The sequence below is a fragment of the Staphylococcus sp. HMSC061G12 genome (assembly GCF_001838465.1).
Taxonomy (GTDB): domain Bacteria; phylum Bacillota; class Bacilli; order Staphylococcales; family Staphylococcaceae; genus Staphylococcus; species Staphylococcus simulans.
In genome coordinates this window covers 51,252-74,415 of the sequence record NZ_KV837015.1, presented here as the reverse complement: position 1 = coordinate 74,415, position 23,164 = coordinate 51,252, and the positions used below count along the sequence as shown (strand labels likewise).

Genomic DNA, 23,164 nt, shown 5'->3' with positions numbered 1-23,164 from the left:
GAAAGTACTGTATTAAATAGATGAGGAGGAAAGTCATGGATTTTATTCATCGCACAACCGAGGAAATCGCACGTGATCTATTAGGAGTTAAAGTCCAATTCGACGATGGTGAACAAACGTATGCTGGTTATATCGTTGAAACAGAAGCCTATTTAGGCGATGTTGATCAAGCTGCTCATACGTACAATGGACGAAATACACCTCGTGTACAATCCATGTATAAAGATGGCGGTACAATCTATGCACATGTCATGCATACACATCTATTAATCAACTTTGTGACACAACCAGCAGGTACTGCCCAAGGGGTACTAATCCGTGCACTAGAACCCGAAACGATTACTGAACAAATGAAAGAAAATCGTAACGGCAAAGATGGTATAGACTTAACAAACGGTCCAGGTAAATGGACACGTGCCTTTAATATGACAATGGCCTTAGATGGTTTTAAATTAAATGAAGGCCCTCTAAAAATCGATACAAAACAACGTCGTTATCCAGTTGATATTGTTGAAAGCCCACGTATCGGCATTCCTAATAAAGGCGAATGGACACATAAACCATTACGCTTTACTGTAGAGGGTAACCCTTACGTTTCACGTATGCGGAAATCTGAGATGAAACCCGCGCAAGAAACTTGGAAACCTTAAATGGATACTAAATTTAATAGTTATTGATAAACGAAAAAAAGTGGTCCTCCTTATGTTCAGGAGAGACCACTTTTTTCATAGTTCTATAATGGTATTTGTTTGTAGAGATAAAGGTACATTGATGACACGTTGATTCAGCGAACCTTTGAATGCTAAGCCTGGTTGATAAAGTTGTTGGACAAAAGGTCCATCTACTAAGACATCAATTTGTTTTAAAAGTTCTTTACGTGCTTTTGTATTATGTTTTAAATTCTCAAACATAAAACCAGACCAAACCCAAATCGTTTTAGTATGACCAAAACGTGCTCTGAATGCTTCAATCAAGGGTTGGATAATGTCTATATTACAAAATGGTTCGCCGCCTAACAGGCTTAACCCAGCAATATAATCTGGTGCACAAGCATCAAGGATTTGAGTCAACGTTTCATCTGTAAAAGGTGTGCCATATTTAAATTTTTGTGCTGCGACATTATAACAGCCGGCACATGCAAAAGGACAACCTGATACATACACACTGCATCTGACCCCTTCTCCATCCACAAACGATTCTTCTTCAATCTTTGCGAGATAACCTTGTCCCGTTTCAACTTGTGCATATAACATCGTTATTCGTTTCCTTTCATATGTTTCACACGTGCAGCAATTTCTTTATGACGCCCTTCAATCGTTGGTCTTTGAACAGGATTACCAAGATAACCGCAAGTTCTTTTAACCACATCTACTGTATCAGGATCATGATTACCGCAATGTGGACATTCATAGCCATGTGCTGTTGTTTTAAAGTCCCCTTCAAAGCCGCATTCATAGCATTTGTCTATCGGCGCATTCGTACCTAAATAACTGACTTTATCATATGAATAGTCCCATACCGCTTCTAGCGCCTTTGTATTATGTGTCAATTTAGGATACTCACAATAATGAATATAACCGCCGCTCGCTAAGAAAGGATAATCTTTTTCAAAATCCAATTTTTCAAACGGTGACACTGCTTTACGTACATCATAATGGAAAGAGTTTTGGTAATAGCCTTTATCTGTAATATTTGGGATTAATCCAAAACGTTCTGTATCTAAACGACAGAATCGATCTGTTAATGATTCACTTGGTGTACTGTATAAGCTGAAGAAAATATCGTAATCATCTGTCCATTGATATTGGAAATCTTTCATGCGTCTTAAAATGTCTAATGTGAATGTTTTCGCTTCTGGATTTGTTTCCCAGTTACGTCCATAAAAAACAGTTGCTGCTTCATAAAGACCAATATAGCCCATTGAGATAGTTGCGCGTTTATGTTTGAATAATTCCATCACATTATCATCTTCTTTTAAGCGATTGTGGAATGCACCGCTTTTATAAAGGATTGGTGCGTTATTTGGAATCACAGATTGAATACGTTCAATGCGATAAACTAATGCATCATGAATCAATGTCATACGTTCATCAAGTAATCTCCAGAATGCAGCTGGATCGCCTTCTGTTTCAATCGCAATACGCGGTAAGTTCAAAGTAACAACACCTAAATTACAACGACCGCTGTTTTCATTTTCACCTTTTTCGTTTTGCCATGCTGGTAAGAATGAACGACAACCCATCGGCGCTTTAAAATCACCTAAAATTTCAACGGTTTTATCATAGTTCAAAATATCTGGATACATACGTTTAGTAGAACATTCTAAAGCTAACTGTTTTACATCATAGTTGATATCTTCAGGCGCAAAATTGACACCTTTTTTAATGGAGTAAACCAATTTAGGGAAAATGGCAGTCACATGATGATGTCCTAAACCTTGAATACGAGTTTTCAAGATTGCCTTTTGAATCATTCGGCTGTATGTATCTGTGCCTAAGCCGAAACCTAGTGTCACGAAAGGTGTTTGTCCATTAGACGTATAAAGTGTATTAATTTCATATTCTAAACTTTGCATCGCATCTTTAATATCTTTTTCAGTTTGCGTACGGACATAATCATCCAATTGTTCAGGATATACAAATTTTTCTCCGATTTCGCGATGTTTTCTGGCGTTACATTCTGCATATTGACTTAATACTTCATCAATACGATCAACTGTACAACCACCATATTGACTGCTTGATACGTTCGCAATAATTTGAACGATTTGAGCTGTCGCAGTTTGAATGGACTTTGGTGATTCTACTTGTGCATTACCAATTTCAAACCCTTTTTCCAACATCCCTTTAATATCAATCAAGCAACAGTTTGTTAGAGGTTGGAATGGGTGATAATCTAAATCATGGAAATGAATATCTCCATTTAAATGTGCTGCTGCCACATGTTTTGGTAATAAGTGTTCTAAGGCATATGATTTTGAAACGACACCTGCAGTTAAGTCACGCATTGTCGTAAATGTTTCACTGTCTTTATTCGCGTTTTCATTAACTACTGTCGGATCTTTATTAATTAAGCGACTTAAGCTTTCTTCTAGTTTCAACATAGAATTCCCCTTTTCTACTATATCTTGTGTTCTAAATACTAAATTACCACAATATATAGAATTTAGAAGAGGATGACCATACTTTTAACAGATATGTCAAAATGTTGTGGCTTTATTTTGAATAGAGTATTTAGGACGACTCTATTTCCAACTTTTTCTAACTACGCAAAAATGCCCTCATCTATATATCATAGACAAGGACATCTCATCAATTCACAAAAACTATTACAATCTGTAAATAGTCTACCCTAAGTTTCTAAATCATTTTGCTTATTTAATCTGTCACATTGTTTATGTTGGAGTCACACACAAACAACTGTCAAGACTCATCCTTTATTACTTTGGATGTAATCATTCATGTATATATGTTAACATTCTTTGAAAAAAGTTAGTGTCCATATTTTAAAATTTAGAGTTGAAGCACTGTATGATAGTTTATTTAACAGTCCGACCACTCAAAATCACGTAGAAGTTTTTAAGATAAAGCATTCATTAAAAATACGTTCAATTTTGAAATTTTGTAAATTATGATGAGTCAGTTGACAGCTTAAATAAGCAGTATATATATAATTCTCGCCACTAATCAAATAGTTGGTTATGTCGTATATATATTTTGTCGATGAACGACTCAACTCTATACGCAAATCCTGATTGATGTCTATTATCATAGCGGTATTTGTCTCGGGTGTTATGACAACCAAATGATACTTCACATTATTTTCAGCACGATCAACTTTAAAAGTATGACTGGCTGTAATAATATTCGTGTTGATATTGTTTTCGAGAGAAACATTCCAATTATTTAACTCAACTTCTATACTGATGTGTAGCCCTGAGATGTGATGTTGGTTCTTATCATAATAGTATAAAAACGGTTCAACAACTGGTGATGTCGGTTCTATCAGCACGGTTTCTTTGAATTGTGAATAACTAGGTCTCACTCCCTGACCCCCTTCGACAGAGAATTAATATACTCCTATTATAAATTCAGCTCAGTTTCTAAAGATAGATATAAATCAATACACATTTATGTCAAAATGTTTCTTATAGGTACTAAATAATACTCATCTGTAATTTTGTTATTTACCAATCATTTTATTTTGTACAATCCATCATTTTTTATGAATCTAATTGCTTTGTGCAAATTAATGTTCTATAATAAGTGTAAGCGTTGCCAGAGCCTATGGACTCAAAGGTCCAGCTCTTCGTGATTGCCTATACCAAAACCAATTTGTTACTAAAAAAGCGGTTCAACCCTCTACCAGTTGAACCGCTCTCCTTATATTTCCACTTATTTTTGTATATTTTCATACAATGATTTTTGTGCTATTTTCTAATTTAATCCACGTTGTTCTATCCAATTTTTTAGATATTGATCAAAAATGACTGACGTTTGTTGTAAATCTTGAATATTTGATGCATCCAACATCGTCGCAATTCGTTTCATTTGTTCAAGAAACGCTTCTACATATTCTACAGTTTGTGTAATCCCATTATTTTCAACTTGTTCTAAGAAAGGTCGAGACATACCTACTGCATCTGCACCTAGCGCAATACATTTCACAGCATCCAGCGGGTTACGTACACCGCCGCTCGCAAATACAGTCATTTTATTTTGTAGTGATTGGCTTTCTAATAAAGATTCGACTGTTGATTGTCCCCAATTTTGAAGGTAAGACATATCTTTTAAATCACGGCGTTCATTTTCGATATTAACAAAGTTCGTACCGCCGCGACCGCTGACATCTACATAACGTACACCGATTTCATATAGAGCTTCTATCGTTTCTTTGCTCATACCGAAACCGACCTCTTTCACAATCACAGGTACATCAACTGTTTGAACAATCAAGCTCAAGTTTTCCATCCAATTTGAAAATGTACGATTACCTTCTGGCATTACAAGTTCTTGTGGTGCATTGACATGTACTTGCAGTGCATTTGCATCCAACATTTCTACAGATTTCTTAGCTAATTCTGCAGGCACATCTGCACCGACATTACTAAACAAGATACCTTCTGGATTCTTTTCTCTTACAATATTGAATGAATCTGCAGTTTTTGGATTACGTAATGCAGCATGTGTTGAACCTACCGCAATTGCAAGCCCTGTCTCTCTCGCAACTACCGCAAGCTTTTCGTTGATTTGTTTTGTCCATTCACTGCCGCCTGTCATGGCATTAATGTATAGGGGTGAACTTAAGTCAAAGTCTGGTAATTTGACTGATAAATCTACTTGTTCTACATCCACGCTTGGAATAGAATGATGTACAAATCTAACACGATCAAAATCAGTTAGTTTCGGATCAGTTTGTGCCATCGCAATTTTTACGTGATCATCTTTTCGTTGTTCCCTTTTAGCGTCGCTCATTGTCTTTCCTACTTTCTTTTCTTTCATGTATTAGTGATAGTGTATCAATCAACTGACATTCGTTCCAGTTTTTAATGCTCCCATTTCAAATCATGCTAAAGCATATTTTTACGTTTGAAGAACCAAAGGCACCATAACGTAATTAGTACCATCAATCCTAGGCATATAAAGTAACCATAATGCCATTTCAATTCTGGCATATATTCAAAGTTCATTCCGTATATCCCCGCAAGCAATGTTAATGGCATGAAAATCATTGAAACAATAGTTAATATCTGCATGACGTGGTTCATTCTATATGTAGTATATGATTCAAAATTGTCTCTGATTTCTTTCGTGATATCCTGCGCTGTTCTCAACATATTTTCTTCTTTGACGATATGATCTTTAATATGTTGAATATACATTCTATGCCTTTCATCTCTCACTAAAGCACTCGAATATTGCAACGTATCAATCAACTCTTTCATCGGCATAATGATTCGGTTCATCTTGATAATATCAGAACGTAAATCAAACAAATCATCCATCATATACTTGTTGGTACGTTCTCCTCCATGTTCATCTTCAAACATAAACACTTTATCTGATATCTTTTCCACGTGATTGAAATATTCATCCACAATATGGTCAAGGATATATAGAACGATATCATCGCAATCTAAATCTTTATCGAAATGAGCAGTGACTTGCTTGTGAACTGCTTCAATTTCATCAATCGGCTGATGATGATATGTGATTAAGATATTGTTTTTAATGAAAATATTCAAGACTTCAACTTGATAGTTTTGTTCTGAAAGTCGATGAAATACGATATTTTGATAATCTCCATAATTCTTATACTTCGCCCTTGGATTAGCATGTATAGTATCATCAACTTCTAATGGGTTAAAATCAAAGTTATCTAATAAAAATTTATTTTCTTGTTCAGTCGGTTCATTCAAATCAAACCAAATCACCGTCGCATCTGACGGAATATCACGCTTGTCTTCTACTGTTTTGAAGCCATGTGAATGAGTTTGATAATATATGGACATACTCATGCGTTTCCCTCCCCTATGTCATAAAATTAGTTTATCATTTTTAGTATTAATTATGTTTGAAGTTATCCCTATTGATTTGTATATTATGGAGGGTTATAAAGTATAAAACAATACATGATAAATAAAAAAATAATAATCGGTAAAGGAGTTTTTTAATGAGCAACCTATTTACATTAACAGGTACAGTAGAAAAATCTATGATTGATCATAATCAGCATATGCATGATTCACAATATAACGAAGCGTTCAGCCAAGCAACGAATGAATTCAACTATAATAACGGTCTTTCATTAGACGAACGTAAGCAGTTAAACTACACGATTTTCACAATTGAAGAACACACAACATTCTTATCCCAGCTTAAGTTGGATGATAATTATCAAATTGATATTCATCTTTATAACTATGATTATAAACGTCTGCATTTCTTTTTAATTATGCGCAACGAACAAGGCAACATTGTCGCAACGAATGAACAAATGATGATGGGTATCGATCGTGATAGTGAAAAATCAGCTCCTTTCCCAGAAACATTTATGCGCAATGTTGAACTTTACTACAACACACAACCTAAGGTTGATTGGCCAAAACAACTGGGGCATCGTATTGAAATACCTCAAAAAGGAGATTCTAAATGAGTTTATCCCTTCAAGAAGAACTTCAAGTAACTTTGTTGGATTTAACGGACGATGTCAAAGTCGAACTTAGCGAGCTCAATCAACGCAAAGACAATGTAACTAAGGGGCCTGACTATAAATTATTTGAACGTGGTATTATGCATGCGATTATACAAGGTAAACGTCAAATGATAGATACGCTACAAAATCAATTACAAAGAACAGAAACCAATCAAGACATCACGACTTTAATTCAAAATACAAAACAAGATTTAACAACACAATTATCACAACTTCATAGTGAAATCTCATCAAACAACACGATCAATCAAGCTTATTATGAAGAAGGGCTGACTGTAGCACAACTCTACGAAACACAAGGAAAGTACTATGTGATTCAAGTCATCAGTGATAAAATATATACAATACAGTCAGAAGATAAGTTATAAGAATATATAAATCATTCTGTTCTTCTTTCTTCAAAGGGAGGTATTTGATCCATTATGGCTCAAAATAATTTACGACGGGCTGATAAAGCTCCTTTAGATCGAGTACCGCTTCAACGCGGCCAGTATTTCGCACCTAAAAAGAAGCGTTCTTACGTCAGCTTAATCATTCAAATCATCGTATTGATTCTGACAATTATCTCGATTTACAGTATGCTGAAAGAACCTATTTTCAATATTTTACTCGTGAACGAACCTATTCGTTTTTCACAAATCTTGAATTTCCAAGAGACACTGCAAAACATCTCGAGTCAAAATGTTGATTTAACACAAATCAGCCAACTGCAAGATAATATCAGCAAATTGAAACTGGCCTTTTACGCCTTTTTCTTCGCAGGTATTCTCAGTTTGATTTTGACGGTTTTAACATTGATTTTTAATCGTACTGCGATAAAAATTGTCAATATGGTCTTAATCGCCATTATGTTTGCGATTCCTTTCGGCCTGGCTTATATCGTTGAAGAAACAGCGAAACGCGTATCTGAAACATTACAACAATACTTTATTAACCTCTCACCTGATAAAATCTTAGTCACAGGTGAAGCGATAAGTAATGCGACCGTATTACTCGCGTGTTGTTTCGGTTTACTCTTTATCAGCTTATTCTTCAGAAACCGTCGTATTCGAATTAAATAGTTAATGACTACGCAACAGCTCACACCGAGTTGTTGCTTTTTTATATTCAATTTTCTCAAACATTTAACTTTACAATAAACTCAATTCTCTTTATCATAGATAGAGTTAACACCTCTCAACTAAAAAGTATGAGGGAATTTTATAAAAAAGGAGTCAATATAGAAAATGAAAACAATATTGAAATTCAGATGGCTAATTTCAATTATTGTTGTGATAATGGTGGCTTGTACTTTAATTTTCGCACCTAATTTAACAAAATTAGCTGAAGATAAAGGTGATATAAAGCCTCCTGATAATATGACCTCACAACAATATACAAATAAATTAAAAGCAGTCGGCGCTGATTCCGAAAGTATCAGCGCTGTCGTCAAGTTAGATCGACCTCTAGATAAAACAAGTCGTCAACAGCTTAAGGACTATGTTAAAGACATCAAGAACGTGAAACATGTTGAAAATGTCATTAATCCTGTCGAAAGTAAGGACATTGAAGACAAATTAGTGGCAGATAATAAAAAAACAGTGCTCATTCCTATAGAAACGACAGATGATAAAACTAAGACTTTAAATGCTGCGGATGATATCAATCATATTCATCAAGACTTTAAGTCTTCTTATTTAACTGGTAATGAAATCATCAATGATGACATCAATAAGAGTGTGAACGAAGGCCTGCAGAAGACTGAAATTATTACAGTCATTTTAATTCTCGGTATTTTATTCTTAGTCTTCCGTTCTGTAGTTACACCTTTTGTACCATTACTTTTAGTCGGTATTTCTTATTTATTCTCACAAGGTATTTTGGCACTGCTTGTTAAATATATCGATTTTCCAATTTCCATCTATATTCAACCGTTCTTAATCGCGTTGCTGTTTGGTATTGGAACGGATTACTGTATTTTATTACTTAACCGTTATAAAGAAGAGTTGAGTAAAAACCAATCCAATTATCAAGCTGTATTTAATACGTTCAAAAATGGCGGACGCACGATTTTAATCTGTGCCATTACAGTATTAGTCGGCTTTGCAGCATTATTCTTTGTAGAGTTTAGTCTCTTCCGTTCAGCGATGGGTATCGCAATCGGTGTACTATGTCTGATGATTATCTTATTCACCTTGCTGCCTACACTATTAATGGTAACGGGTGAAAAAATATTCTGGCCAAGTAGAAATGCTGGTACACACAAAGATAGTAAATTATGGGGCAAGTTGGGCCAATTTACAACGAAGCGTTCTTTCTTAGGCCTTGTCATTGTGTTAGTAATTTTGGTGCCAATTATTATTTTCGCACCTAATAAAATTTCATTCGACAATACTAATGAAATCAGTGATCAATATGATTCCATCAAAGCCATCAATATCATTAAAGATGACTTCACTATGGGACAAGCATTCCCAGTAAATATTGCAATCGCAGATGATCATAAACTGACAACTTCTAAAGGTGTGAATGATGCTGAAGTCTTGGCACAATCAATTGAAAAAATAAAAGGTGTCGATAGTGTCAGCACGATTACACGCCCTACCGGAGAACCGATTAAATCTCTTTCAGCATCGCATCAACTAGATGTCATTCAAGGCAAGTTAAATGAAGCGAATCAAGGACTCGATCAAGTCAACAATGGTTTAGGTGAGATGCAGTCACAAGTTGAACCTCTAACAGAACAACAACGTGTACAACAAATGCTGCAACAAAGTTCTCAACTTCCACCACAACAAGCTGTTCAACAAGTTACTGGACAGTCTGGTCAATTAGCACAAGGGTTAGAACAATCACAAAATGGTATTTCACAAGTTCAAGACGGACAAACTCAGATTCAACAACGCTTAAAAGAAATGGCCGATGACAAAAACATCGACAAGTCTGGTATGCATATTACAGATGATATGTTGAAAAATACAGATTTAAAAGATTCGGTTAAACAGTATAGCGAAGGCAATGGTAAGGTACTCTTAATGACTGTTGAATTAAAAGGAGATCCTTTCTCTAAATCAGCTATGCAGACTGTAGATACGATACACGAAACTGTCGATCATCAAGTCAAAGGTACATCATTCGAAAACAGTGATATTGAGTTTGGTGGCACATCATCACAAAACAATGACTTAGAAAAAACAGTCAATAGTGATATGAGTAAAGCCATCGCATTGATTACAGTGTTCTTATTTATTGTACTGTTAATCTTTGAACGCTCAATTATTATGCCGATTTATATGATCGCATCTATTTTAATCACATATTATGCATCTATCGGTATTTCAAACTTAATCTTTACAAACTTATTTGATATGGGTGGTCTCTCATTAGTTGTTCCATTCTTCAGCTTTGTTGTACTCATGGCTTTAGGTATCGACTACGCAATCTTCTTAGTCAACCGTTTCACCGAAGAAGTCGAACAAGGTCATTCAGTCACTGACGCCATCATCACTTCAATGCGTAAGATGGGTACAGTTATCATGACCGCATGTGTCATTTTAGTCGGTACTGTCGCAGCACTTTATACTTCTGGTGCCTTAACACTTATGGAAATTGCGACTGTGATTATTATCGGACTTATCATTTATAACGTACTCTTATTACCACTCTTCATTCCTTCGGTTGCACAATCATTCAATCAAGGAAACTGGTGGCCATTTAAATCACCTACGAAGAATTCTCAAATTAACACGTCAAATACAGACCCTACAAATTAAAAAATGAATCATAATTGAAGAAACGCCCCTGCGTAAAGGACGCAGATGCGTTTTTATTAGAAAAAGCGACAGATACAGCACCTGTCGCTTTCTTTATATCTTCAATATTTTTTAATGATCATGTTCTTGCGCAAATGCATCTGCTTTTTTCTTACTTTGAATAAAGAAACTAAGGAATAATGCGATAGCGCTAAATAATGTCGCAATCCAGAAAGCATCATTGACACCTTCAACTGTCGCAAGTTTATTTAAGAAGGTCATAATCACTTTCATTGCGCCTTCTTGACCGCCATATTGCATGGCCATTTCTTTCATTTGATCTTGAATCGCCGGATTCGTTTTATCTAAATCTTGTGCGAACGTATTCATGTGTTCAGTTGTTTGTGTCGTCATCACTGTAACGAGAATAGCTGTACCGATAGAACCCGCTAATTGACGCAATGTGTTCACTAAGGCATTACCATGTGAAATTAAACGTGCTGGCAATGCATTCATACCTGCTGTCATAATCGGCATCATAATAAATGCCATACCAAATGAACGTAAAATATAAATCCCCATAATATGCGAATACGGTGTATCCATTGTTAAATGCGTTAACTCCCATGTTCCGTATGTCATAACCGCGATACCAAATATCGCAAGTGGTTTAATACCTATCATGTCATACAATTTACCAGCAATTGGACCTAATAGTCCCATAACTAAAGCACCTGGTAATAGTAATAAACCTGAATCAATCGCGGTAAAACCACGTAAATCTTGTAAATAAATCGGTAATAATAACATACCGCCATATAAACTCATCATGACAATAACGTTAATAAGTGTTGTTAATGCATAAGTCGGAAACTTCAAGACTTCAAAGTTCAACATCGGCATCTTCATACGTAACTCTCTTAAGATGAATAAGATAATAAAGATAACTCCGATAGTAAATGAAACAATAATTTCATTTGAACCCCAACCTGCATTACCTGCTTCACTAAAGCCATACAGTAATGCGCCGAAACCTAATGTACTGAAAATAATACCTGGGACATCTGCTTTAGGTTGAGACGTATGTTGATAAATTTTGAAACCGAAATAACCGACAACAATCGCCACAATACCGATAAAGAACATACCGTAAAACATAAGATTCCAGTGATAGTTTTGAACGATATAACCTGATAATGTCGGGCCGATGGCTGGCGCTAAAATCATCGCGACGCCCATCACACCCATAGCCATACCACGTTTAGCCGGTGGGAAAATCGTCATAATCACATTAGAACCTAGCGGCATTAATATTCCTGCACCCGCTGCTTGAAGCACACGGCCAGTCATCATAACTGGGAAGTTCATCGCAATCCCGCACACTAATGAGCCGAGTGTGAAAATAACAAGTGAGAACAAGTATAATTTACGGTAAGAAAAACGGTCGAATAAAAAGGCACTGACCGGAATTAAAATACCGTTTACCAACATAAAACCAGTCATCAACCATTGACCTGTTGACGCGGTAATATTGAAATCACTGTTGATTTTAGGCAATGCCACATTTAATAATGTTTGGTTTAAAATCGCAATAAACATCCCAAACAACATCGCCGCAAGGACTTTATTACGTGTTGCACCTTTACCAAAACGATACATGACAGAATCGCCTTGTGCAGGTTGTTTTGTCTCTTCTGTTTCTGAGTTTTGTGTTGTTTCTTGTTCATATGTGGACTCAGTTTCTGTTTCATCTGAGTGAGTCTGTTTTAAGTCTGTCTCCTCTGTTGATTCATCTGATGTTTCTAAATCGCTCGCTTTAAATCTTGAAGGATCAGTATTTTGTTTGATGTGAGAGAGGTTAGGTTGACGTACTGATTGAGAAGTTTTACGTTTTCTTAAGAAAACATTGATCAGCAATACAATCAGTAATGCAACGACAATATATATAATTAAAGCAAGTGTCATAGATTGACCTCCTTACTTATGAATACTTACTTCAGCATTCATACCTGGAACCACTGATTTTGCCGGTGCATTTTCAAGTGAAATCTTCACAGGTACGACTTGTGATACTTTAGTATAGTTGCCGTCGCTATTAGATGAAGGCATTAAAGAGAAACTTGAAGCTGTCGCTTTACCGACTTGTTCTACTTTACCTTTCATTTTAGAATCTTGACCGTCAATTTTAACATCTACTTTTCTACCCTTTTCAACATCGCCAATGTCTGTCTCATCTACATTTGCGGTAATATATAATTCATCTAAATTATAAGCATATGCCATTGGAGAACCTGCTTGAACCATGCCGCCTTCTTGCGCATCTGTTTTCACAATAGTTCCGGCTTGAGGCATTTTAATATCCATTTTTTGTGGAGAACCGTCTTCTCCTTTACCTGCTACTTCTGCGATTTGTTCATCTTTTTTATAGTATTTGTTTTCTTTGCCATCAAATGATTCTACTTTACCTGAAACAGGGCTCGCAATTTTAATTTGTTGGCCATCTACTTTCGCGTTATCTGTTTTTATATAACTTGTTGCTTGGTTATAATAGTAAAATCCGCCGATGCCGATTAACACAAGCACTACGATTGTCACAATATTAATAATGATTAACTTCTTCATACATACTTTCCTCCTATTTGCTTTTCAAAGTCACTTTTAATAGTATAAAGACATGTAACTTAAAAAAACACCAACACTTTTAAAAAATGTGTCGGGCGATTCTAAAGTGTAACGAAGAGGTGCAAAGATGAAAAAGCGTGCTCGAATCAAAATATTTACAAATACAATTGGTCTGATGGAAAACTATGCGCCAGAAGAAATCACAATTAAAATGATTTGCGCATATAGTGGTATTAACCGTTCTACTTTTTATGACTACTTCCAAGATAAATACGATTTATTTGAACAGATTCAAAACTATCACATGTCGCGTTATCAAAAGTTAATGCACATTGTATATCAAGATTTTGAAACCATTAAAAAGGATAATCAAAAGCTGCTTCAGTTTTTCCGTATTATCTTCAGATACATTAATCGATTTCAACGATTTTTTCGTGCCATCTTTGTCACACATCCACAAAAAGATGTGATTATTAAATTCGTCACTTTTACACATGAATCTTACGAACGATTGTTGAATGATTATACACGTATTTCAGATAAGATTTACTTTGCACATTACTTAATCGGAGGCCAATTAGGTGTAATTCATACTTGGTTAAGACGTGATTGTACAGAAGCACCTGAAGCAATGGCACAAACGATGTTAGTCAATACTATTAAAATGAGACAACAAGCTTAAAATACTCAATAATAAGCAAAGAGGAAGCGTCTGACGAAGACACTTCCTCTTTTTATATGAATAAATAAAACACTGCTTTATATATTTTCACTACTTATTCTCTGATAGAGGCTGCGCAAAGACTCTGGCAGTAATCAAATGAAGTATTATTAATACTATTGATGCGATAAAAATGATAATTAAATAAGGGATATAACTGCTTTCACCCATTAAACCGACTAACGGTGTACTGATGCCTCCGATTAATGTTTGAACTAAACCGAGTAAACTAGAAGCACTGCCCCCGCCTCCTGTACGTTCATCCATTGCCACTGAAAATCCAAGTGTTGCGATACCTGTTACTGGGCTGACTAACACAAAGAAAGCTATGAATAAAAAGAAAATGGGCAAGTGGAAAATCAGCACAATTGAAATCAAGACAACTCCGACGAGTTGAACCCAAGTATAACCACGCATTATTGCTAAAGGTGAAAAGTAATCAACTAATTTACCAGATAATTGTGATGAAATAATCAAGCCGATACCATTCACTGCGAACATAATACTGAACGCTTGTGGTGAAAGTGTATAAATACGTTGTGTAATAAAAGGAGAGGCTGAAATATAACTGAATAAGATCACAAAAGTCATACCTTGAAGCAACATTGGTAAAACAAATCTCGGGCGCTTCAACAAACGTTTGAATTGAATTAAAATTGATTTGATATCAGCTGGCTCTCTCGCTTGCTTACTTAATGATTCTGGCACACGTATAGAGGTACTGAATACCATAAAAATCCCGAAAATCGTTAAGATAATAAAGACCATATGCCATGTTGAAAATAATAGGATAATGCCGCCCAGTGCTGGCGCAATCACAGGTGCAACACCATTCACCAACATTAAAACAGCTAGGAATTTTGTTAAAGCTTTTCCATGATACATATCACTGGCAATCGCTCGTGAAATCACCGCAGCTGCCCCTGCGCATAATCCTTGAATCAATCTTAAACTGATCATCATCGTGATATTCACTGAAAAAACAATACCTATACTTGCGATAGTATAGATGACCATCACTATAATTAAAGGTTGTTTTCTTCCATAAGCATCTGATAAAGGTCCCATAATCAAATTACCAAACGCTAATCCAACCATAAATAAAGTCAGTGTTAATTGTGTCGCAGATGCAGTTGTATTAAAATCCGATCTGATTTGCGGCAGCCCTGGTAAAAACATATCGATGGATAACGCACCGATAGCTGTCAGCGCCCCTAAGATAATAATCAAAAATATAGGCGGTCGCTTTTGATATGTATGTCCCTGACTCACAAACAATCCCCTTCTTTCTCTCTGTACAATTCAATTAATATCCTCATGTTATACCGATAGTCAAAATAATACAATGAAAATAAAACTCGTATTTCAAATAAACAAAACTACAAGTGACGTATATTAAATAAACTCCTCTCTATCCAATGGATAAAAAGGAGTTTATTTATGATTGATAGCTGATAATTTTCAAGTCGTCAGTACTTGGTATCTGACCTGATTTATGATTATCATCTAAAAGTTTATAGGTTGATTTAACCCATACACCTTGGTTATTTAAAGTTAAGACTTCAGCGTAAACGTGCGCCCCTTCAGTCGTTACATCAACGACTTGGGGCGATTGGTAAAAAGACGCTGCACCTTGACCTGTTTGAATCAAATGTTGTGTCTGTTTATAATTATCCGTTCCTGATTTTAAAAATGGAGAGACACTTGCGAAGTTATTATTCGTCGACGCTTCATTTAAAGCTGACGTATATTTATCAAAGAACCGAGACAATTTATTTTTTAAACTGTTTTCCTCTTTTTCTTTCTCTTCAACATACTTCTCAATTTTTTCTTTTTCGAAGTGTAACGTCACAGGGGTATTCTCTTTTAATTCATTCGGATAAATTTTTATGCTGTCAGATTCGAATGTTCTGCCTTTAACTTTACCTTCTGCTGATACTTCAACTTCATCAGTTACAGGGTAAGGTCCATATAAACGTGTATGATCGTAATTGTAAGACTTACCATTAATTTTCACTTTCGTATGCTTACCTTCTAATTTATTGGCACCTTCTAACTTGATGTTTAAATTCGCCTCAGGGAATTTTTCATGAACATCGACTGTTTCGCTGTTACTGTTTTTAAATGAGAAAGTCAAATAACCACTGAATTTACCATTAGCTGTTTCTTTTGTTGCTGGAATTTTATAATCACCTGGAATAAAGTTACCTAACATAGTGGCTTCATTAGCTTCTGCGATAACTTTACGTTTTCGATCATCCGCTCTGAAAATATACGTTGTTTTCGTTTTAGGTTTAATAATCGGTTTCTTAGTAATCGTAGTGAAACTGATATTATCAAAGAAAATAAAACGGCGGCCATTTTTAGTAATGCGCAGTATTTTATTGCCATCAGGTGTTTTAATAAAGCTGGCATCTTTGTCGTTACGGTCTATGTTGCGTATCGTCTCTTGCAGTTCTTTATCAAACTTATTCTGACCAATTTCGCTTTTTATATATTTAATGTACGTTTCCGCTTCATACGTACTTACTTTATTCTCACGTGTACTTAAAATCGTCGCAATACGTTGTGTATCATTATTCTTCACTGCATTCGCTAAGATTTTTGCTTGTGCTTCTGGTGTATTGAAATTTCTTAACAAGAAAAACAGAATAATCAATAAGATAACGATAAAAATACCGATACCCCACGGCACCATTTTACGTAGATTCTGATTTGTGCGCATACGTTGTTCACGCGTTTTGCGGCTTTCATTAGAATCCGGCTTTTCGGATTGCCCCATTGACAGTTCACCTCGTTTCAATACTTTCAAATTTTACTCACATTTCCCAGGAAATGTTGAAACTAACTTGATTTTCTATGTAAAGAATGTTTGTTTTTCTTAAATTTTATGTAACCCGCACAAATTTTACAGGTATTGCACAAAAAAGTAAAACTAAAACCGACATTTCTTCTGTAAAACTGTTGGATAGTTCTATTATAATAGACTACACAATAAAATTATATCAGTATTTAGCCTTATGTCCTTTTTTAACAGTAATTATGACAAAAATCGGTACACTTTGATAAGGTACCGATTTTTATCAATGCTATTTGATTTATCGAATTTTAGAAATATATTCTTTAATACGTTGATCGATAATTCTTAAGTTTTTAGCTGTTTCTTCTATTTGTGATTGTGATATATCTTGAAGCAAGTATGTAGAAACATCATTTACAATCACTTTAGTACGTTCTATATATTCGCGACCATTGTCAGTAAGTCTCACATACTTCAAACGTTGGTCTACGTTTTCATTTTGTTTTACAAGTTCAACTAATTCAAGATTAATTAACTTTTTAATTCGACGACTGATGGCAGCTTTATTGACACCTTGTTTTTCAGTAATTTCTGAAAGTGTCAAAGATTTATTATTGTCTAGTAAAAATAAAGCTTGAGATTGTTCAATCGAAATATGATATTCCTTGCGTAAACCTTCTAGCAAACTTGCCATGAGGGTATTAATATCTTCGATAAACATTGCCATAAACTGCGTGTGTTGCTCAATGTTTTCCATGATTTTCTCCTTCATAACTATAAAAATTTCTTATTGCATCTCAGTATGAGAACCTTTTTATTCTACATATTAAACAATCCGTATATCTAATCATATCATATCTAAAGTAACATAAGGCGAAATAGGGTAAGATTAGAAGAAGGAAATTTATTATATAGAGGTTAATTATGCTATTACTTTCACTCATATTAAGCCTATTGATTTTATGTAGTTATATCTATTTATACTTTAATCACTATCGCTTTTTAAATATACAATCCTTTTTCATTACTCTGGTCTTAGGATTCATCATATTATTTATTCATTTAATCACGCGTACATTGCCTTATGATTTAGCCAGCGTATCAATAATAGGTGCCTTACTTTTATTATTCAAGCATCGGGCTATTTTAGTTTGGAAAAGTGCACGTATGTTCTTCACAAGAATTTTGGGTCTGACTTTAGCTGTTACTTTCTTAGCATTGGCTTTAAATTTATTAAGTCATATTCCAGTACCCGTGCTGAATGCACTTTTCTTATGGATCGGTTGGATTACTATCAGTACACTCTTTGCCTTAGTCCACTATTTAAGTTGGTCTTCAGCATTTAGTATGGTCTTACTGCCAGAACCGATTGATGTAATCATTGTACTAGGCGCAGGTTTATATCGCAATCAAGTGACACAAATGCTGGCTTGGCGCTTAGATCGCGCAGTTGCTTTATATCAAAATCATCATGGCAATCCTTACATTGTAGTCAGCGGCGGGACTGGTGAAGGAGATAAAGTATCAGAGGCTGAAGCCATGCAAGCGTATTTAATTGAACAACACATTCCAGAAGATTGTATTATTTTAGAAGATCAATCACATAGCACTTTTGAAAACCTGAATAATACAAAAGCACTTATCAGCAATCAAGCTTTTGAACACATCGCTATTGTCACGAGTCAATTTCACATATTACGCGCCTTGCGTTTTGCACAAGTTCTTAAGATGAACGCAGTCGGTGCTGGTAGTCGCACACCTTATCCATTTTTTGATACAGCATTAATCAGAGACTTTTTTGCTTTGATGTATTGTTATAAACTGTTATTAACCATTTATTTCGGTGCTTTGTTCATTGGCAGTATGTTCATTAAGCACCCTATATTACTTGAATTCTTTTTATCTATGTTCTAACTCATATAATGCTATGTATATAAATAAAAAAGTTGGGGTCTCACCTATTTTAGGTTTGACCTCAACTTTTTTTACATTATTTCCCCTTAATAATGTTTCCCCAATTAACGCGATTAATCATTGGCTACTATTATGAGCGTTAATTATATTTGACTGTGTTTATACTTCTTCACTGTCATCTTTTTTATTAATAATTTTACCATCGAACAAGTCAATGACACGGTCTGCATAATCAAAGAGTCTTGTGTCATGTGTGATAAGAATTCCGACCATATCTTCATTTGTGATACGTTCTCTGATCATTTCAGTTACTTCTGTTGCACGGTGGGCATCTAAGCTTGCTGTTGGTTCGTCTGCTAAGATGATTTTTGGATTATTCATGAATGCACGCATAATCGCAACACGTTGTTTTTCACCGCCAGATAACATGAACGGATAAGCATCTAAACGATGTTTCAAACCGATTTGGTCTAATAATTGTTCTGCACGTGCTTTCGCATCTTTTTTAGACATGCCCGCTTCTTGTCCTACTAATGTCAATTGGTCTCTAACTGACAAGTAAGGTACTAAATGTGAAGCTTGGAAGATAAAGCCGATTTCAGTTAAACGCATATCTGAGTTTGTTTTTTCTTTTGAGAACAATGGCGCACCATTGTAGATAATTTTACCTGTATCTGGATTCTGTAGACCACCTAAAATTGTTAATAACGTTGATTTACCTGAACCTGAAGCACCGCTCAAGATAACGAATTCTCCAGTTTTAACTTCAAAGTTAACACCTTTTAAAACATCTGTTTTAGCTTGGCCAGTACCGAATGATTTTGTAATATCTTTAACTTCTAAACCCATTATCCTTCACCTCCGATTGCTTCAATTGGATTTACTTTAACGAGTTTAATGAATGATAATGCTGCACCGATAATTGCAACGACTACGAAGACGCCTACTACAAGTAACATGTTGCCTGCAGTTAAGTGGAACGGCATACTTACTGGCATTATCATACCTAAGCCACTAATAATCAGTAATGAAACAACCACACTAATCATTGTAACAAGTAAGATTTGGAATACTAATGATGATAACAAGTGTCTTGTTTTAATACCGATAGCTTTTAAAATACCGATTTCAGAGATTTTTTGAATTGTCATAACGTAGAAGAATGCACTTAAGACAATTGCTGAAATCACGTATAAGCTGACAATCATCATTGTTAATGGTGCTTGCTCTGCGTTGTAACTTGGAATATTGTCAGTTAAGTCTTTTTCAGTTACTACTTTTGCACCGTTAATGTCATTAATTTTTTTCTCATCTGCTTTAGATACATCTTTTAATGGATAGAATGTTGCTGCTTTTGGCACTAATTTTTCAAACGTATCGCCTGTTGTCATCACTGCAGATGTGTGTGAATACATTGTGTCTTCTAATAGACCTACAACTTTATAATCTTTGTCACCATTCTTGAATGTTACAGTGTCACCTTTTTTCACACCATCAGCTGTTAATTTTTTATTAATAACAACTTCATTATCAGCTTTTGGATAATGACCTTCTGATAAAGCTGGTTTGAAGTCTTTACCAGGGTTAATCAACATGATATCTAGGTCATTTGAATTCTCGCTTTTCATTGATTGCATTCCGATTTGGAATGGCTCTGCGTTGACTACATTCTCGATGTCTTTTTTCTCGTCTGGTTTAAGCGCTGATTTTTCAATCACCGGCTCTTTCATATCTTGTACGACGTATTTTTCAGCATTCATATTATCTAACATAGAAATGTTTTCGCGTCCAAGCCCTTGTGCGAGTCCGCTAATGAATAATACCATGCTAGCCAGTAACAAGATAATCAGCATTATTAAAATATATTTGAACTTATAGAATACGATCTCTTTCCATGCTAACTTCATATTATTGACTCCTTTTTCTTTTATGATACTTATATTGTAAGCAGACTTTATGAACTCAATATGAACAAACCGAAACTTTTGTTCATTTGATATATTTGTGTCACTCAGTTACTGAAAGGTATAATTAATCTAAATGATTACTAGGAGTGATAAGGATGACAACATGTCTCATTGTCGATGATGATTATCAAATCCTTCATTATGTATCTTCCTATTTAGAACGTGAAGGTTTTAAAACATCCACGCATTCCAATGCGCGTGATGCCTTAAACTATTTAGAAACACATCAAGCTGATATTGCGATTGTCGACATTATGATGGATGGCATGGATGGCTTTGAATTATGTAATGAAATAAAAGCTTCTTATGAAATGCCGGTCATTATGTTGACCGCACGTGATGCTTTAAGTGATAAAGAAGAAGCTTATTTAACGGGTACTGATGACTATGTAACCAAACCTTTTGAAGTACAAGAACTCATCTTCCGGATCAAAGCTGTTTTAAGACGCTATCAAATTAATGCGGAAAATGAATTAACCATTGGTAACTTAAAACTGAACCAATCTTATTTAGAAATTGCTTGCGATACAAAAACAATGACCTTACCGAATAAGGAATTTAACTTACTCTTCTTATTAGCAAGTCATGAGAAACAAGTTTTTTCACGAGAAGAATGTATTGAACGTGTATGGGGATTTGATTATGAAGGGGATGACCGTACGGTTGATGTGCATATCAGACGCTTACGTAACCGTTTAAAGAAAATCGGCAGTAATGTCACGATTGAAACGGTCAGAGGCTTAGGTTATAAGGTGGAAGTTCATGTTTAAATCACTTTATACACGGATTGCAGTCTACACAATTGTCATTTTATTACTCAGCGCTGTCGCAAGTTTTATTTTGACCAACGTTTTGTATCACGTTGCTTTGAAACCCTCAAATGACCATAAGATTATGACCACCTTACAAGAAGCTAAAAAGTACCAAAAAGAATCCCATACAACTAATATGAAAGCCTACTTCAAACATTTAAGCGAACTGAACTTCCAGCTTGTCACTGTCGATCAAAAAGGTCATAAAACTTTTTATGGCGCAAGTTTCAGACGCGATACACTGACTCAAGAGACCATTGATAGTGTATTAAAAGGACATAATTATCACGGAATTAAAAACCATCCCTACCAACTCTTTGTGACAGGTTTCTTTGATAATGAAACCAACAATACTGTCGGCACTCGCTTTAAGACACCAGAAGGTAATGTAGCAGTGTTTATGCGTCCTGATATCGGTAAATCATTCAGTGAGTTCCGTGTGTTCTTAGCAGTATTAATTGTGTTATTACTCATTATTGCGATGGTACTGATTATCAGTTCAACTTACACGTTAATCAAACCAATTACACAACTTAAAAATGCGACTAATCGTTTGATGGAGGGTAACTTTAGCACACCGATAGAAACGACACGTCACGATGAACTTGGTACACTGCAATATCGTTTCGAACAAATGCGTGTGTCACTTAAACAACTTGATGACATGCGTCAGCACTTTGTTCAAAATGTTTCGCATGAAATCAAAACACCTTTAACGCATATCCATCAGCTGTTAGATCGTCTCAGTCAAGCGAAAGACGACGAAACGAGACAGTATTATATAGATGAAATTCATGCGACAACGAGTCGTCTCAGTAATTTAACGCGAGCATTGTTATTGCTTGCAGAGTTAGATAACAACGACCACTTAGATTATGACGATGACGTTGAAATTACTCAGATGCTGCGTTTAATGGTGCGTCACGAACAGTATGCGATTGACGCCAAAGACTTATTAATTATGACTGATCTTGAACCAATTACAGTCAAAGGTAACTATCGTCTGCTTTATCAGGCATTTCATAATATATTGACCAACGCAATTAAATATACTAAACAAGAAGGCAGTATTGATATAGATGTATTCTCTGAAAATAATACAACTATGATTTGTCGTATTACAGATGATGGTCCAGGTATGTCAGAGGATGTACAAGCTCATCTTTTCGAACGTTTCTATAAAGGAAATTCTTCTGCGACAAGCAATGGCTTAGGTCTAGCCATCGCACAAATGATTATGCGTTTGCATGGTGGAGATATTAAAGTGGAAAGTACTCTAGGTGAAGGCAGTACCTTTATTTTAGGTATGCCGTTATCACAAGCAGATAACACACCTACTTTGGAACCATTAAATCAATAATAAACAAAAAGCGCTTCAGTAT

Annotated in this window: 21 protein-coding genes; 9 read left to right on the top strand and 12 right to left on the bottom strand. The window is 35.3% G+C overall.

Going from position 1 to position 23,164, the window contains the following annotated elements:
* The first annotated feature begins 35 nt into the window (after positions 1 to 35).
* Positions 36 to 650 carry a DNA-3-methyladenine glycosylase gene (locus HMPREF2937_RS01210; RefSeq protein ID WP_057509939.1) on the top strand — a complete coding sequence of 205 codons (615 nt, stop codon included), beginning with the start codon at positions 36 to 38 and terminating at the stop codon, positions 648 to 650.
* 75 nt (positions 651 to 725) lie between these two features.
* On the opposite strand, the gene nrdG is transcribed toward HMPREF2937_RS01210, so the two are convergent.
* The 5 genes from nrdG to corA all read right to left on the bottom strand — a co-directional run bounded on the left by nrdG (position 726) and on the right by corA (position 6,517).
* Positions 726 to 1,253, bottom strand: a complete 528-nt coding sequence (nrdG, locus tag HMPREF2937_RS01205; protein ID WP_057509940.1) for an anaerobic ribonucleoside-triphosphate reductase activating protein — start codon at positions 1,251 to 1,253, stop codon at positions 726 to 728.
* Between the two features lie 2 nt (positions 1,254 to 1,255).
* The gene (nrdD, locus tag HMPREF2937_RS01200) at positions 1,256 to 3,103 is read right to left on the bottom strand and encodes an anaerobic ribonucleoside-triphosphate reductase (RefSeq protein WP_070863854.1); all 1,848 of its coding nucleotides are present in this window, start codon (positions 3,101 to 3,103) and stop codon (positions 1,256 to 1,258) included.
* A 461-nt stretch (positions 3,104 to 3,564) separates the two neighbouring features.
* Complete coding sequence (locus HMPREF2937_RS01195; protein WP_002479684.1) at positions 3,565 to 4,044, bottom strand: hypothetical protein; 480 nt, start codon at positions 4,042 to 4,044, stop codon at positions 3,565 to 3,567.
* Between the two features lie 392 nt (positions 4,045 to 4,436).
* On the bottom strand, positions 4,437 to 5,474 hold the full coding sequence (gene fni, locus HMPREF2937_RS01190) for a type 2 isopentenyl-diphosphate Delta-isomerase (RefSeq protein ID WP_070863853.1): 1,038 nt from the start codon (positions 5,472 to 5,474) through the stop codon (positions 4,437 to 4,439).
* Positions 5,475 to 5,569: 95 nt separating this feature from the next.
* On the bottom strand, positions 5,570 to 6,517 hold the full coding sequence (gene corA / locus HMPREF2937_RS01185) for a magnesium/cobalt transporter CorA (protein ID WP_002479686.1): 948 nt from the start codon (positions 6,515 to 6,517) through the stop codon (positions 5,570 to 5,572).
* A gap of 155 nt (positions 6,518 to 6,672) precedes the next feature.
* Between corA and HMPREF2937_RS01180 the strand changes: the two genes are divergently transcribed.
* The 4 genes from HMPREF2937_RS01180 (at position 6,673) to HMPREF2937_RS01165 (ending at position 10,967) form a co-directional block, all read left to right on the top strand.
* Positions 6,673 to 7,155, top strand: a complete 483-nt coding sequence (locus tag HMPREF2937_RS01180; protein ID WP_002479687.1) for a thioesterase family protein — start codon at positions 6,673 to 6,675, stop codon at positions 7,153 to 7,155.
* A complete protein-coding gene (locus HMPREF2937_RS01175) occupies positions 7,152 to 7,583 on the top strand; it encodes a hypothetical protein (protein WP_070863852.1) in 432 nt (143 codons plus the stop codon). Before HMPREF2937_RS01180 ends, HMPREF2937_RS01175 begins: the two co-directional genes overlap by 4 nt.
* Positions 7,584 to 7,637: 54 nt before the next feature.
* Positions 7,638 to 8,276 (top strand): hypothetical protein, encoded by a 639-nt coding sequence (locus tag HMPREF2937_RS01170; protein ID WP_002479689.1) that lies wholly within the window; start codon positions 7,638 to 7,640, stop codon positions 8,274 to 8,276.
* 165 nt (positions 8,277 to 8,441) lie between these two features.
* Complete coding sequence (locus tag HMPREF2937_RS01165; RefSeq protein ID WP_070863851.1) at positions 8,442 to 10,967, top strand: MMPL family transporter; 2,526 nt, start codon at positions 8,442 to 8,444, stop codon at positions 10,965 to 10,967.
* Between the two features lie 111 nt (positions 10,968 to 11,078).
* On the opposite strand, the gene HMPREF2937_RS01160 is transcribed toward HMPREF2937_RS01165, so the two are convergent.
* Positions 11,079 to 12,911, bottom strand: coding sequence for a DHA2 family efflux MFS transporter permease subunit (locus HMPREF2937_RS01160; RefSeq protein ID WP_070863850.1), 1,833 nt, complete (start codon positions 12,909 to 12,911; stop codon positions 11,079 to 11,081).
* A gap of 12 nt (positions 12,912 to 12,923) precedes the next feature.
* Positions 12,924 to 13,568: an HlyD family secretion protein gene (locus HMPREF2937_RS01155; protein ID WP_002479692.1), complete on the bottom strand. Its 645-nt coding sequence runs from the start codon at positions 13,566 to 13,568 to the stop codon at positions 12,924 to 12,926.
* 127 nt (positions 13,569 to 13,695) lie between these two features.
* On the opposite strand from HMPREF2937_RS01155, the gene HMPREF2937_RS01150 reads away from it, so the two are divergent.
* On the top strand, positions 13,696 to 14,250 hold the full coding sequence (locus tag HMPREF2937_RS01150; protein ID WP_070863849.1) for a TetR/AcrR family transcriptional regulator: 555 nt from the start codon (positions 13,696 to 13,698) through the stop codon (positions 14,248 to 14,250).
* Between the two features lie 90 nt (positions 14,251 to 14,340).
* Here the strand turns inward: HMPREF2937_RS01150 and HMPREF2937_RS01145 are convergent, their stop codons facing one another.
* The 3 genes from HMPREF2937_RS01145 to HMPREF2937_RS01135 form a co-directional block, all read right to left on the bottom strand.
* The gene (locus tag HMPREF2937_RS01145; protein ID WP_070863848.1) at positions 14,341 to 15,561 is read right to left on the bottom strand and encodes a putative multidrug effflux MFS transporter TcaB; all 1,221 of its coding nucleotides are present in this window, start codon (positions 15,559 to 15,561) and stop codon (positions 14,341 to 14,343) included.
* A gap of 166 nt (positions 15,562 to 15,727) precedes the next feature.
* Positions 15,728 to 17,071 (bottom strand): TcaA second domain-containing protein, encoded by a 1,344-nt coding sequence (locus tag HMPREF2937_RS01140; protein ID WP_023015049.1) that lies wholly within the window; start codon positions 17,069 to 17,071, stop codon positions 15,728 to 15,730.
* Between the two features lie 316 nt (positions 17,072 to 17,387).
* Positions 17,388 to 17,846 (bottom strand): MarR family transcriptional regulator TcaR, encoded by a 459-nt coding sequence (locus HMPREF2937_RS01135; RefSeq protein ID WP_002479696.1) that lies wholly within the window; start codon positions 17,844 to 17,846, stop codon positions 17,388 to 17,390.
* 167 nt (positions 17,847 to 18,013) lie between these two features.
* On the opposite strand from HMPREF2937_RS01135, the gene HMPREF2937_RS01130 reads away from it, so the two are divergent.
* Positions 18,014 to 19,003 carry a YdcF family protein gene (locus tag HMPREF2937_RS01130; RefSeq protein ID WP_070863847.1) on the top strand — a complete coding sequence of 330 codons (990 nt, stop codon included), beginning with the start codon at positions 18,014 to 18,016 and terminating at the stop codon, positions 19,001 to 19,003.
* A gap of 159 nt (positions 19,004 to 19,162) precedes the next feature.
* On the opposite strand, the gene HMPREF2937_RS01125 is transcribed toward HMPREF2937_RS01130, so the two are convergent.
* A complete protein-coding gene (locus tag HMPREF2937_RS01125) occupies positions 19,163 to 19,852 on the bottom strand; it encodes an ABC transporter ATP-binding protein (RefSeq protein WP_070863846.1) in 690 nt (229 codons plus the stop codon).
* Positions 19,852 to 20,910, bottom strand: coding sequence for an ABC transporter permease (locus tag HMPREF2937_RS01120; protein WP_023015052.1), 1,059 nt, complete (start codon positions 20,908 to 20,910; stop codon positions 19,852 to 19,854). Before HMPREF2937_RS01120 ends, HMPREF2937_RS01125 begins: the two co-directional genes overlap by 1 nt.
* 155 nt (positions 20,911 to 21,065) lie before the next feature.
* Between HMPREF2937_RS01120 and HMPREF2937_RS01115 the strand changes: the two genes are divergently transcribed.
* Positions 21,066 to 21,740, top strand: a complete 675-nt coding sequence (locus HMPREF2937_RS01115) for a response regulator transcription factor (protein ID WP_002479700.1) — start codon at positions 21,066 to 21,068, stop codon at positions 21,738 to 21,740.
* Complete coding sequence (locus HMPREF2937_RS01110) at positions 21,733 to 23,142, top strand: sensor histidine kinase (protein ID WP_070863845.1); 1,410 nt, start codon at positions 21,733 to 21,735, stop codon at positions 23,140 to 23,142. Before HMPREF2937_RS01115 ends, HMPREF2937_RS01110 begins: the two co-directional genes overlap by 8 nt.
* Positions 23,143 to 23,164: the final 22 nt, after the last annotated feature.